Genomic DNA, 13,028 nt, shown 5'->3' with positions numbered 1-13,028 from the left:
AGTGTGCCGCGGCGGCGATTGCGGCCGCCGCGGCGTTTCTCAGGCGAAGGTGATGTTCTGGTCGCGCAGCGGCACCGAACGGATGCGTTTGCCCGTCGCCGCGAAGTACGCATTGAGCACCGCCGGCGCCGCGACGCCGATGGTCGGCTCGCCGACACCGCCCCAGAACCCGCCGCTCGGCACCATCACCGACTCCACCTTCGGCATCTCGTTGATGCGCATCGAATTGTAGGTGTCGAAGTTGGTCTGCTCGATCTTGCCGTCCTTGACGGTGCAGCCGCCGTAGAACAGCGCGGAGAGGCCATAGACGAAGGACCCCGCGATCTGCCGCTCCACCTGGGCCGGATTGACGACGTAGCCGGGATCGGTGGAGGCGACGATGCGATGCACCTTGATCTTGTTGCCGTCGGTCACCGAGATTTCGGCAGCGCCGGCGACATAGCTGCCATAGCCCATCACCTGCGCGATGCCGCGATAGATGCCCTGTGGCGCCGGAGTGCTCCAGCCGATCTTCTCGGCTACGGCATTGAGCACCGCCAGATGCTTGGGGTGATTGCCCATCAGCTTGCGGCGGAATTCGAGCGGGTCCTGGCCTGCGGCCTGGGCCAGCTCGTCCATGAAGCATTCCATGTAGATCGCGTTGTGATTGACGTTGACGCCGCGCCAGAAGCCCGGCGGAACGTGCGGGTTGCGCATCGCATGCTCGACCAGGAGGTTCGGCACGGAGTAACCGAACGCGGCTTCGCCGGACTGGGCGACGCCCTGGAATGCGGCCGGATCCATGCCGTTCTGCAGCGCTTCGGGGCGGAGCGAGAACAGGATCGATTGCCCGGACAGGCGGTAGTGCAGCGCGACCAGATTGTTGTCGGCATCGAACGCGCCGGTCATCTTGCACTGGGTGATCGGGTGATATCTGCCGTGCGCCATGTCCTCTTCGCGCGACCACAACAGCTTGATCGGCGTGCCCGGCATCTCCTTGGCGATCAAGACGGCCTGGCGGACATAGTCGGTCTGGCCGCGCCGGCCGAAGCCGCCGCCCGGCATCACCTTGTGCACGTCGCACTTCTCCGCCGGCAGGCCCGACGCTTCCAACGTGGCCGCGAAGGCTGCCTCGCCATTCTGCGTGCCGCACCAGACCTCGCATTTGTCCGCCGTGTAGAGCGCCGTGGCGTTCATTGGCTCCATGGTGGCGTGGTTCTGGTAGGGATAGCTGTAGACGGCCTCGATTTTTTTGGCGGCACCGGCAATCGCCGCCTTCGCGTCGCCGTTCTTGTTGCCGACATAGGCCGGCTGCCCGTTATCGAGGCCCTCGGTCAGCCATTTCGCGATCGACTCGCTCGAGACCTTGGCGTTGTCGCCCTCGTCCCAGACGATCGGCAGCGCCTCCAGTGCGGTCTTGGCGTGCCACCAGGTGTCGGCAACGACGGCGACCGCGGTGTCGCCGACCTTGACGACCTTCTTGACGCCTTTCATGCCGGTGATCTTGGCTTCGTCATAGCTTTTCAGCTTGCCGCCGAACACCGGGCAATCCTTGATCGCGGCGTTCAGCATGCCCGGCAGCTTGACATCGATGCCGTAGACCATGGTGCCGGTGGTCTTCTCGGCGGTGTCCAGCCGCTTCACGCCCTTGCCGATCAGCTTCCAGTCCTTGGGGTCCTTCAGCTTGACCTCGGCCGGCGGCGTCAGCTTGGCCGCGGCCTCGGCGACCTTGCCGTAGGTCGTGGTCTTGCCGGACGGCGTGTGGGTAATGACGCTGTTGGCGGCCGTGCATTCGGACGCCGGCACTTTCCACGCCTCGGCGGCGGCCTGGATCAGCATCACGCGTGCGGTGGCACCGCCCTTGCGGACATAGTCTTGCGAAGAGCGGATGCCGCGGCTGCCGCCGGTCGAGAAATCGCCCCAGACGCGCTTGCGGGCGACGCTCTGGCCCGGTGTCGGATATTCGGTCGAGACCTTCGACCAGTCGCATTCGAGTTCCTCGGCGACGAGCTGGGCAAGGCCGGTGAGGGAGCCCTGGCCCATTTCGGAGCGGGCGATGCGGATGACGACGGTGTCGTCGGGCCTGACCACGACCCAGGCGCCGATCTCCGGGGAGCCGTCGGCCGCGCGGACCACGGCGGGACCGCCGAAGGGGATATCGAGGCCGATTGCGAGACCTGCGCCGACCGCGGCGGTGCCGATGACGAAGGCACGGCGGTTCATCCTGGGAGAGACATGCTTGTTCATGTGGCGGCTCCTTACGCGCTTGCGATCGTGTGGATCGCTTCGCGCACCTGCTGGAAGGTGCCGCAGCGGCAGATATTGGTGATGGCCTCGTCGATGTCGGCGTCGGTCGGCTTCGGCTTCTCGCTCAGCAGCGCCGCCACCGCCATGATCATGCCGCTCTGGCAATAGCCGCATTGCGGAACGTCCTGGGCAATCCAGGCTTCCTGCACCTTGTGCAGCGCGTTGCCGGAGGCGAGCCCTTCGATGGTCGTGATCTTCTTGCCTGCGGCTTCGCCGACCGAAACCCCGCAGGAGCGGGTGGCGACGCCGTCGATGTGAACGGTGCAGGCGCCGCATTGTGCAATGCCGCAGCCATATTTGGTGCCGGTGAGGCCGGCATTCTCGCGGATCGCCCAGAGCAGGGGCGTATCCGGCTCGACGTCGAGCGTGAAGGTTTTTCCGTTGATTGTTAGGTTTGCCATCGCAGTCCCCTGATTGGCCCAATCCACCGACTGGACTCAGCGGCGCAATGTGTCCGGCAAATTGGAAACGTTCAAATCAATAGTCCGAGGGGTAACCGGCGGGGATTCCTTCCCCGGGCGCCCGCGGCACGGCTTGGAGCGACGTCTACTGGCTTCCGCGCCGACGCCCCCGGAACCGAGAGCGACAGTTTGTCCCTTTTGGCAGGGTGCAAGTCGAGAATGCTCTGCTACAGTGGAATCAGCCAAAAAGGGGTTCCATGAACGTACCGCAGCCTTGCAAAGTCCTGATGCTCTATCCGCTGTTCTCGGCAGAGTCCTTCTGGAGCTTTGGCGAATCCTGCAAAGTGTTGGGTGTGAAGCGGCCCGCGGCCCCTTTGGGGCTGATCACCGTTGCCGCGATGCTGCCCGAGAGCTGGACGGTCCGGCTGATCGATTGCAACACGGAATCCTTCAGCGACGAGGATCTTTCCTGGGCCGACGTCGTCTTCACCGGCGGAATGATGCCGCAGCAGGCCGACACGCTGCGCCTGATCGAAATTTGCCGTGCCGCGGGCAAGCCGGTGGTCGTGGGCGGTCCCGATCCCACCTCGAGCCCCCATATCTATGAGAGGGCCGACTTCCAGGTGCTCGGAGAGGCCGAAAGCGTTCTCCACGAATTCGTCGCGGCCTGGGACAGTGGCGCACGCTCCGGCGTCTTCATTGCGCCGAAATTCCAGGCCGACGTCACCAAGACGCCGGTTCCGCGCTTCGATCTGCTGAAGTTCGAGGACTACCTTTATCTCGGTGTGCAGTATTCCCGCGGCTGCCCGTTCACCTGCGAGTTCTGCGATATCATCGAGCTCTATGGCCGGGTGCCGCGAACCAAGACGAACGAGCAAATGCTGGTCGAGCTCGACAGGCTCTATGCCATGGGCTACCGCGGCCATCTCGACTTCGTCGACGACAATTTCATCGGCAACAAGAAGTCGTTGCGGCTGTTCCTGCCCCAGCTGGCCGAATGGCAACGTGCTCACGGCTATCCCTTTGAATTGTCGACTGAGGCCTCGGTCAATCTGGCCGACGATCCCGAGCTCCTGAACCTGATGGGCCAGGCGAATTTCTTCGCCATCTTCGTCGGTATCGAAAGTCCGGATCCGGCGACGCTGGTCGCCATGCGGAAGAAGCAGAACACGCGGCGCAACATCGCCGAGAGCATCCACAAGATCTACGCCGCGGGCATGCTCGTCACCGCGGGTTTCATCGTCGGCTTCGACAATGAGAAGCTCTCGATGGCGGATGCCATGATCGACTTCATCGAAGAGGCGGCGATCCCGGTCAGCATGGTCGGCCTGCTCTATGCCTTGCCGAACACGCAGCTGACGCGCCGCCTGGAGCGCGAAGGGCGGTTGCATCCGGGCCACGACCTGGCGCCGACCATCGGCGCGGATCAGTGCACCGCCGGGATCAACTTCGATCCGGTGCGTCCATTGCGCGACATTCTGACGGACTACAAGCGCGTGCTGGAGCACATCTACAGCCCGGCCGCCTATGCAAGGCGTATCGACCGACTGATGACGCTGCTCGACCGCTCTCGCCAGCGCCAGGAGCTCGCGGAAGGCGATATCCGTGCCCGGATCGGCGCGATGGAAACGGTGCACAAGGTGGTCACAGCCCTTCCCGAGGCGCGCGGGCCGCTGTGGCAGACCTTCATGAACTGCGCCAAGCGCGACACAACATCGGCGCGGATCGCCGTGCAGATGATCGCTGCCTATGCGCATCTCGGGCCGTTCTCGCGCAAGGTCATCGCTGCCATCGATGAGCGCCTCGCTGCGCTCGACGAGGAGACTGTCATTCCGGCCGCGACAGTCGAGGTGACGGCGGCCCGACATCTGGCTTGACCGTCTGCTCCACCGCCAGCCGCAAAAAGCTCATCACGCTGCCGAGTACGGCGAAGCCGGCGCCGAGTGCCAATGCCACGACTGCGCCGTCGTGACCGGCCAGCGAGAAGCAGAGCGCGGCCAGCGCCGCCCCTGTCGTCTGCCCCGTCAGGCGCGCGGTGGCGACGATGCCGGAGGCGCTGCCGCTGCGATGCGGCGGCGCGCTCGACATCACCGCTTTCATGTTCGGCGCCTGGAAGAAGCCGAATCCCATGCCGCAGATCACCATCCGCCAGATAATGTCGGGAATCGCAGGATTGGCCGGCAGCATCGCCAGCAGCGCCATGCCGAGGCCGAGCAGCACGAGCCCGATGCCGCCGAGCAATCCGACCGCGTGCCGGTCGGAGAGGCGCCCGGCGATCGGCGCCATGATGCCGACCACCAGCGGCCATGGCGTCATGAAGAAGCCGGTCTCGACCTGCGAACGCCCCAGCACGTCTTCGAAATAGAACGGCAGCGAGACGAAGGCGAGGCCCTGCACCGCGAACGAGCACACGGCCGTCGCGGCCGACAGCGCGAACATTGGCCGGCTGAACAGGTCGATCGGCAGCATCGGCGCCGGATGGTCGGCATGGCGGCGCGTCAGGATGAAGCCGAGCACCAGGGCCGTGACCAGCTCGATGCCCACGACAACCGGTGAGAGATTGTGCGCGGCACTGCCGATGCCCGTGATGAACAGCCCGAGACAGGCCGACGCCAAGGCCGCGCCGAGAAAGTCAAAGCCGTGATCGGCGCGCGGCGTCTTCGGCAGCATCGCAAATCCGATGCCGATCGCGACGAGGCCGAACGGGATGTTGACGGCGAACAGCCATGGCCACGGGCCGAGCGCGAGGATAGCGGAAGCGATCGAGGGACCAAAGGTGAAGGCGGTCGCGACCACCAGCGCGTTGTGGCCGAAGCCGCGGCCGAGCATCCGGCCGGGATAGACGAAGCGCACCAGCGCCGTGTTGACGCTCATGATGCCGCTCGCACCTAACCCTTGCAGCGTGCGCGCAACCAGCAGGCTCTCCAGCGACCAGGCCACCGCGCAGAACAGCGAGGCGATGGTGAACAGGATCAGGCCGCCGAGATAGATGCGCTGGTGCCCGACGATCTCGCCGAGTGCTCCCAACGGCAGCAACGTCGCCACCAGCGCGATCTGGTAGACGTTGACCACCCAGACCGATTGCTCCGGGCTCACATGCAGGTCGCCGGCAATGGCGGGCAGCGCGATGTTGGCGATCGCGGTGTCGAGCGACGCCATCGCCAGCGCGGTGAAGATCGCGGCAATGGCCCAGCGCCGCTGTGCGGCTGGAAGGCCGTCGGAAATGGTGTGGTCGGGCTCGCGCGCGCCGGCGGGTAACGTGATTGTCATTGCGTTAGCGCGTTGCTCCGGCGGCCGGCTCCAGGGGACTCGGCATGTACTACGGCGCGGCCGCCTTCCACAGGCATATGCTTGCATGCTGTGTATGCGCGAAGGCTGGGCGATGAACCTGCGCGCCGGCGTATGATCGCGCGAACTGCTGCAATGTCAGGGGACCGCCATGCACATCGTCGTTTTGCCCGGTGACGGCATCGGGCCCGAGATCACGGCCGCGACATCAGGCGTGTTGCGCGCGGCCTCCGAACGCTTCCAGCTCAATCTGCAGCTGGAGGAGCACGCGGTCGGGCATGCGAGCCTCAAACAATTTGGCACGACGGTGCGCCCCGAGCTGCTCGACATCGTCCGCGCCGCCGACGGCCTGATCCTCGGGCCGACCGCGACCTTCGACTTCAAGGACGAGGCCCATGGCGAGATCAACCCGTCGCGATATTTTCGCAAGAACCTCGACCTCTACGCCAATGTCAGGCCCGCACGCACCTATGCGGGGCGGTCCGGCCGGGTGGGCGATTTCGACCTCGTCGTGGTGCGCGAGAACACAGAAGGGTTTTACGCCGACCGCAACATGGAGCAGGGCAATGGCGAGATGCTGGTCACGCCTGACGTCGTGATCTCGCTGCGCCGGATCACGCGCCTGTGCTGCGAGCGCATCGCGCACGCGGCGTGCCGGCTGGCGATGAAGCGGCGCAAGCATCTCACCATCGTGCACAAGGCCAATGTGCTCAAGCTCGGTGACGGCATGTTCCTCGAGATCTGCCGCGAGACGGCGAAGGCCTATCCCGGCCTTGGGATCGACGACATCCTCATCGACGCCATGATGGCGCATGTGGTGCGCAACCCCGACCGCTTCGACGTCATCGTCGCCACCAACATGTTTGGCGACATCCTGTCCGATCTCACCGCCGAACTCTCCGGCAGCCTCGGTCTCGGCGGCTCGCTCAATGTCGGCGACAGCTTCGCCATGGCGCAGGCCGCGCATGGCTCGGCGCCTGACATAGCCGGACAGGATGTTGCCAATCCAGTCTCGCTGATCCTGTCCACGGCCCTGCTGCTCGGATGGCACGGCGAGAATAGCGGCGCGGTGCGCTACGAGGAAGCCGCACGTGCGATCGAGGCGGCGGTGGCAAAAGCGATCGGCGAGGGCAGGGCAACGCGCGATGTCGGCGGAAAGCTCGGCACGATCGCCGCGGGGGCGGCGATTGCGGAAATCCTGCAGGCCGGGTGAGTGGTTATGCGGGGCCTTGTTTTTTTTAAGGGCTCAAAACAAAAAAGCGCGAAAACAACCCCATGCACAGTAGAAGGCCCCTTGATTAATAAGGGATTTCCGAACCGCGCAGCGGCGGCATTCGCCGCTGCCATGACGTTGACCCGTCGGGCAAAACACTGGCAAAATGCGATCGTGGCGGAGATCGCGGCGTGAATGCATCGGTGGTGGCTGCGGGCAATTTCAGTGAGCTGACCTATGAAGTCTGAGAGGGGTGGCATCAATCTCGCGGCCAAACCAAGCGGAACGGGGTGCGTGGAATGCTCGGCTGCGGGCGGGTGGTGGTTTCACCTTCGCAGATGTGTCGAATGCGGTCACATCGGCTGCTGTGATGCGTCACCAAATCAGCACGCAACGAAACACAGCGCGGCGACAGGTCATCCGATCATCACGAGCTTCGAGCCGGGCGAACGATGGTTTTACGACTATCGCACGGGAGAGGCTTTCGCCGGCCCGAAGCTTCAAGGTCCTCACGCGCATCCGTTGGATCAGCCGGTGCCCGGACCGGACGGCGCGGTGCCTCCGGACTGGCAAACGCTGCTGCATGAGTAAGGCGGTAGGCCGTAGGATGGGTAGAGCACTTGCGAAACCCATCAGGTTCACGTCGTATGCTGTCGATGGGTTTCGCTGCGCTCTACCCATCCTACGAAGTCCAATCGGTTCTAGAACTGATACCTCCGCAACCCCCCATCCACCGGGATCACCGTGCCCGTGATGTAGCGCGCCACGGGTGATGCCAGGAACACCGCGAGCGCGGCGAGGTCTTCCGGCTCGCCCCAATAGCCGACCGGGATCTCTTCTTCCGCGAAGCGCTCGCGATAATCAGGCGCGTAGTTGCGGCGGATCTGTTCGCTCATGATGCGGCCGGGCGGGATGCAGTTGATGGTGATGCCGTGCTCGCCGATCTCGCGCGACAGGCCTTTGGCCCAGGCGTGCACGGCGGCTTTGGCGGCAAACGCGGCGTTGAGGCCTTCCGGCTCGGACTTGCCGGTGATGTTGACGATGCGGCCCCATTTGCGCTCGATCATCTGCGGCAGCAGCGCATGCGCGATGCGGCGGTAGCTGGTGAAATTCAGCGCGATCGCCTCGTCCCATTGGCTGTCAGGCGCATCGACGGGGAGGGGGCGGCTTCCGCCGGCATTGTTGATCAGGATGTCGACATGGCCGAGCTCTTTGAGCGCGAACGCCGAAATCTTCTCGGCCGCGTCCTTGGCCATCACGTCCTGCTCGAATGGCGTGATCAGACCGGAGCCGACTTCCGTTACCAGCTCGGCGAGCAGGTCGGTGCGCCGTGCCACGCCGACGACGCGCACGCCTTCGGCAGCCAAGCCCTTGGCGATGGCACGGCCGATGCCGACGCTCGCTCCGGTGACCACGGCGGTTTTCGATTTGAGCCCGAGATCCATGGTGACACGCCCTCTTGTTCGCTTTTCTGCTTGTCGCTGGGCTGTTCGTTCTTCTGTTCGTTTTCCTGCCCTGTCCCCGTCAGCCTGATTTGCCCGACCGGGAGGAGCAGTGGTAACCAAGAGCCGCGTTGAAGGGAACACGAAAAAGAAAAGGCGCCGAGCGATGGTCTGGGATCCGCAGCAATATCTGAAATTCTCCGGCCTCCGGCTCCGGCCCGCCGTCGACCTCTTGATGCGGATCCCGGATTCTGGTCCGCGTGCGATTGCCGATCTCGGCGCCGGCGCCGGCAATGTCACCAAGCTGATCAAGGAGCGTTGGCCGGACGCGACGGTGACCGGTGTCGAGGGTTCGGCCGAGATGGTCGCCGCCGGCCGCAAGGCGGCGCCGGACGTGGAATGGTCACACGAGGATCTCGGCCACTGGCGTCCGACGAAGCAATATGACGTCGTCTACTCCAATGCCGCGCTGCACTGGCTGCCCAATCATGCGGCCCTGTTTCCGTCGATCATGGAGAAGGTGACGCCCGGCGGAATGCTCGCTGTGCAGATGCCGCGCAACTTTCTGGCGCCCTCGCATGTGCTGATCGGCGAGACCGCGCTGAACGGTCCCTGGCGGTCCAAGGTCGAGCATCTCGTCACGCCGCCGCCGGTCGAAGCGCCGGCCTATTATCACGGTCTTCTTGCTCCGATGTCGGCCAATATCGACATCTGGGAGACCGAATATCTGCAGGTGCTGGAAGGCGAGAATCCCGTGAAGGAGTGGACCAAGGGGACCTGGCTGACGCGCTATCTCGACATCTTGCAGGGCGACGAGAAGGCCGCGTTCGAAGCCGCCTATGGGATGCGGGTCGCGAAAGCCTATCCGAAGAACGCCGCGGGACAGACGCTGTTTCCGTTCCGGCGTCTGTTCATGGTCGCCCAGCGCAACGGCTGATCGCACTGCCGCAATGCGACATAAGCGCTCGTTTCCGGGAGCGGCAGCAGGTGCCGGGTTGCGCATTCAGCAGCGGCCAAGATAGCTTGAAGGTTGCTTGGCTGCGGCAAATTGGGCTTAGGTCTAGTTGTTCGGGTGGCGGATTGCTGTCAGTACTGAAATCGGAAAACAAAAAAGACCCGGTTTTAGAGGTTGTTGGGAGGTTCGTTCATGCGCAAGCTGCTTCTTGCGGTCGCCGCCGCAGCTGTTCTCGTGGGGCCCGCCGTTGCCGAGGCCCAGAGCCCGATCGTCATCAAATTCAGCCACGTCGTCGCCAACGATACTCCCAAGGGCAAGGGCGCCCTGAAGTTCAAGGAACTTGCGGAGAAGTACACCGACGGCAAGGTCAAGGTCGAAATCTACCCGAACTCCACGCTGTACAAGGACAAGGAGGAGATCGAGGCGCTGCAGCTCGGCTCGGTGCACATGCTCGCCCCCTCGACCGCGAAGTTCGCACCGCTCGGTATCAAGGAGTTCGAGGCGCTCGACCTGCCCTGGTTGTTCAAGGACGATCAAACCTATTCCAACGCGATGAAGGGCACGATCGGCAAGTGGCTGTTCGATAAGCTCGAGACCAAGGGCATCACCGGGCTCGCTTATTGGGACAACGGCTTCCACATGCTCTCCGCCAACCGTGCCCTGATAAAGCCGACCGATTTCCAGGGTCTCAAATTCCGCATCTCCGGATCGAAGGTCGCCGACCAATATCTCCGTATCATGGGTTCGATCCCTCAGATAATGGCGTTTTCCGAAGTCTACCAGGCTTTGCAGACGGGCGTGGTCGACGGCTGCGAGAATACCGCGTCCAATTACCTGACTCAGAAGTTCTACGAGGTGCAGAAGGACATCACGGTGTCCTATCACGCGCACCTGCAATATGCCGTCATCGTCAATTCGAAATTCTGGTCCGGCCTGCCGCCCGATATCCGCGCCCAGCTCGAGAAGGCGATGAACGAGGCGACCGACTACACCAATTCGATCGCGCGTCAGGAAAACGAGGATGCGCTGGCCGAGATCAAGAAGACGGGCAAGACCACGCTGCATTATCTGACTGACGCCGATCGCAAGGCGTGGCAGGAGGCGATGCAGCCGACCTACAAATGGGCAAAGGGGCGGGTCGGGCAGGAGGTGCTCGATCTCCTCGCCAAGGAACTCGACGTCAAGATGAACTGACGCCGGCGCGCTGGAAGAACAACCATGAACGGTCGGGGGTGATCGCACTCCCGGCCGTTGCTCTTGAATGATGAGCCAAGCTGAGGGGACCAAGTTGCTGCGTGCATTGAATCGTGTGCTCGATCATCTCGAGGAATGGCTGATCGCGACGATGATCGCGGCCGCGACATTGCTCATCTTCGTTGCCGTGCTGCACCGATATGGCGCCGGGCTGTCGATCGACATCGCCAAATGGGCGGAGGCGCGCAACCTGTCCTTGCTGGCCGCGCCCGCGCGAGCGGCGTTCGTCTGGCTTGCCGCTCTCGACTTGTCCTGGGCGCAGGAACTCTGCATCTACATGTTCATCTGGATGGCGAAGTTCGGTGCGGCCTACGGGGTGCGCACCGGCATCCATGTAGGCGTCGACGTCCTGGTCAATGTCCTTCCCGGCGGATCGCGCCGCCGCGTCATCACGTTCGGCCTGATGTGCGGCGCCCTTTTCACTGCCATCGTGTGCTATTTCGGGGCCGCGTTCGTCGGCCAGATGTGGCAGACCGGCCAGCAATCCAACGACTTGGAAGCACCGATGTGGCTGGTGTATCTCACCATCCCGCTCGGCTCCGGGCTGATGTGCTTCCGCTTCCTGCAGGTCGCCTGGTCGTTCTATCGCACCGGCGAACTGCCGCATCACGACATGGCAGGCGTCGAGGGCGTCGAAATAGACCCGGTCCATCCGGCCCCGGTCACGCGCAGTCAGGTCGTCCGCGACGAACGCAGCCCGCTCGGCTGGGTCCTGATGTTGTTGCCGGTCCTGATCGTCGCCGTGTGCTTCGCCCATTCGGCGCACGTGATCACGATGCCGCAGGGCTTGCGTGTCGCCGTGGTTTTCGGCCTTCTGCTGTCGTTGATGCTCACGGGCATGCCGATCTCCATCGCGCTCGGCCTGACCGTGCTCAGCTTCATGTTCACGTTGACCGACGTACGGACGGAATCGGTGGCGCTGAAGCTGTTTACCGGCATCGAGAGCTTCGAGATCATGGCGATCCCGTTCTTCATCCTTGCCGGCAACTTCCTGACCCATGGCGGCGTGGCGCGCCGGATGATCACGTTCGCGACTTCGCTGGTCGGCCATTGGTACGGAGGCCTTGCGCTCTCGGGCGTGGTCGCCTGCGCGCTGTTCGCCGCGATTTCCGGCTCGTCGCCGGCCACCGTGGTGGCGATCGGATCGGTGATCCTGCCCGCGATGGTCGCGCAGGGATTTCCCAAGAAGTTCGGGGCGGGCGTGATCACGACCTCCGGCTCGCTGGGAATTCTCATTCCACCGTCGATTCCAATGGTGCTGTTTGCCGTCTCCACCAACACCTCCGTCGGCAAGCTGTTCATCGCCGGCATCGTGCCGGGAATGGTGCTCGCCATGCTGCTTGGCGCCACGACGTTCTACCGGGCCTGGCGTAACGACTATCCGAGGATGCCGAAAGCAACCCTCTACGAACGCTTCGATGCGTTCCGCAAGTCGATCTGGGGTATCCTGCTGATCGTGATCGTGATCGGTGGCATCTACAGCGGCCTGTTCACACCGACCGAAGCTGCCGCCGTCAGCGCGGTGTACGCCTTCATCGTCGCAGTGTTCATCTACAAGGATCTGAAGCTGCGAGACGTGCCGCGGGTGCTGCTGTCGTCGGCAAATCTTTCAGCGATGCTGCTCTACATCATCACCAACGCCGTCTTGTTCTCTTTCCTGATGACTTACGAGAACGTGCCGCAAGCGCTCGCGCAATGGATGATCGACCAGGGCCTCGGCTGGATCGGCTTCCTCCTCGTCGTCAATCTCCTGCTGCTATTAGCCGGCAACGTGATGGAGCCATCCTCGATCATCCTGATCATGGCGCCGATCCTGTTTCCGGTTGCGATCAAGCTCGGCATCGATCCGATCCATTTCGGCATCCTGATGACGGTCAACATGGAGGTCGGGCTGTGCCATCCGCCGGTCGGCCTCAATCTCTACGTGGCCTCAGGCATCGCCAAGATGGGTATCACCGAGCTCACGGTCGCGGTGTGGCCATGGCTGCTGACGATGTTGGGATTCCTGGTGGTCGTGACCTATTGGCCCGGCCTGTCGCTGTGGCTGCCGAGGCTGTTGGGCATGTAGCCCGCGAACACGCTGCTTCTCTCCACCTGTGGGCGCGGGGCTACGCATTGCTGCGCCCTCCCGTCATGGCAATCGGCCGCGGGATGCGGTTAGATGCCGCGCAACAGGCGGGGAGGAGATC

The 13,028-nt window shown here is 63.6% G+C and carries 10 protein-coding genes and 1 pseudogene; 7 read left to right on the top strand and 4 right to left on the bottom strand.

Annotated features, from left to right (window positions below; genetic code table 11):
• Nucleotides 1-39: 39 nt before the first annotated feature.
• Both IVB36_RS35490 and IVB36_RS35485 read right to left on the bottom strand, forming a co-directional pair.
• On the bottom strand, nucleotides 40-2,226 hold the full coding sequence (locus tag IVB36_RS35490) for a molybdopterin cofactor-binding domain-containing protein (protein ID WP_085352085.1): 2,187 nt from the start codon (nucleotides 2,224-2,226) through the stop codon (nucleotides 40-42).
• An 11-nt stretch (nucleotides 2,227-2,237) separates the two neighbouring features.
• The gene (locus IVB36_RS35485; protein ID WP_007594050.1) at nucleotides 2,238-2,687 is read right to left on the bottom strand and encodes a (2Fe-2S)-binding protein; all 450 of its coding nucleotides are present in this window, start codon (nucleotides 2,685-2,687) and stop codon (nucleotides 2,238-2,240) included.
• Between the two features lie 257 nt (nucleotides 2,688-2,944).
• Between IVB36_RS35485 and IVB36_RS35480 the strand changes: the two genes are divergently transcribed.
• Nucleotides 2,945-4,564, top strand: a complete 1,620-nt coding sequence (locus tag IVB36_RS35480; protein ID WP_018457153.1) for a B12-binding domain-containing radical SAM protein — start codon at nucleotides 2,945-2,947, stop codon at nucleotides 4,562-4,564.
• Here the strand turns inward: IVB36_RS35480 and IVB36_RS35475 are convergent.
• Nucleotides 4,515-5,957: an MFS transporter gene (locus IVB36_RS35475; RefSeq protein ID WP_247394581.1), complete on the bottom strand. Its 1,443-nt coding sequence runs from the start codon at nucleotides 5,955-5,957 to the stop codon at nucleotides 4,515-4,517. The genes IVB36_RS35480 and IVB36_RS35475 overlap by 50 nt on opposite strands.
• Before the next feature lie 169 nt (nucleotides 5,958-6,126).
• Between IVB36_RS35475 and IVB36_RS35470 the strand changes: the two genes are divergently transcribed.
• Both IVB36_RS35470 and IVB36_RS35465 read left to right on the top strand, forming a co-directional pair.
• The gene (locus IVB36_RS35470) at nucleotides 6,127-7,188 is read left to right on the top strand and encodes an isocitrate/isopropylmalate family dehydrogenase (protein ID WP_204510560.1); all 1,062 of its coding nucleotides are present in this window, start codon (nucleotides 6,127-6,129) and stop codon (nucleotides 7,186-7,188) included.
• A 237-nt stretch (nucleotides 7,189-7,425) separates the two neighbouring features.
• Nucleotides 7,426-7,779 (top strand): UBP-type zinc finger domain-containing protein, encoded by a 354-nt coding sequence (locus IVB36_RS35465; RefSeq protein ID WP_081747934.1) that lies wholly within the window; start codon nucleotides 7,426-7,428, stop codon nucleotides 7,777-7,779.
• 110 nt (nucleotides 7,780-7,889) lie between these two features.
• On the opposite strand, the gene IVB36_RS35460 is transcribed toward IVB36_RS35465, so the two are convergent.
• Nucleotides 7,890-8,633, bottom strand: coding sequence for an SDR family oxidoreductase (locus IVB36_RS35460; protein WP_085352088.1), 744 nt, complete (start codon nucleotides 8,631-8,633; stop codon nucleotides 7,890-7,892).
• Between the two features lie 163 nt (nucleotides 8,634-8,796).
• On the opposite strand from IVB36_RS35460, the gene IVB36_RS35455 reads away from it, so the two are divergent.
• The 4 genes and pseudogenes from IVB36_RS35455 to IVB36_RS40615 all read left to right on the top strand — a co-directional run bounded on the left by IVB36_RS35455 (nucleotide 8,797) and on the right by IVB36_RS40615 (nucleotide 12,907).
• Complete coding sequence (locus tag IVB36_RS35455) at nucleotides 8,797-9,567, top strand: methyltransferase domain-containing protein (RefSeq protein ID WP_247394684.1); 771 nt, start codon at nucleotides 8,797-8,799, stop codon at nucleotides 9,565-9,567.
• A 210-nt stretch (nucleotides 9,568-9,777) separates the two neighbouring features.
• The gene (locus IVB36_RS35450; RefSeq protein ID WP_018457148.1) at nucleotides 9,778-10,779 is read left to right on the top strand and encodes a DctP family TRAP transporter solute-binding subunit; all 1,002 of its coding nucleotides are present in this window, start codon (nucleotides 9,778-9,780) and stop codon (nucleotides 10,777-10,779) included.
• 67 nt (nucleotides 10,780-10,846) lie between these two features.
• Nucleotides 10,847-11,407: pseudogene (locus IVB36_RS40620) on the top strand (TRAP transporter small permease); the annotation flags it as partial.
• 219 nt (nucleotides 11,408-11,626) lie between these two features.
• The gene (locus IVB36_RS40615; protein WP_240543406.1) at nucleotides 11,627-12,907 is read left to right on the top strand and encodes a TRAP transporter large permease subunit; all 1,281 of its coding nucleotides are present in this window, start codon (nucleotides 11,627-11,629) and stop codon (nucleotides 12,905-12,907) included.
• Nucleotides 12,908-13,028 lie beyond the last annotated feature (121 nt).

The organism is Bradyrhizobium sp. 35 (assembly GCF_023073215.1).
Classification (GTDB): Bacteria; Pseudomonadota; Alphaproteobacteria; order Rhizobiales; family Xanthobacteraceae; genus Bradyrhizobium; species Bradyrhizobium canariense_D.
This window is presented reverse-complemented; position numbering and strand designations above follow the sequence as displayed.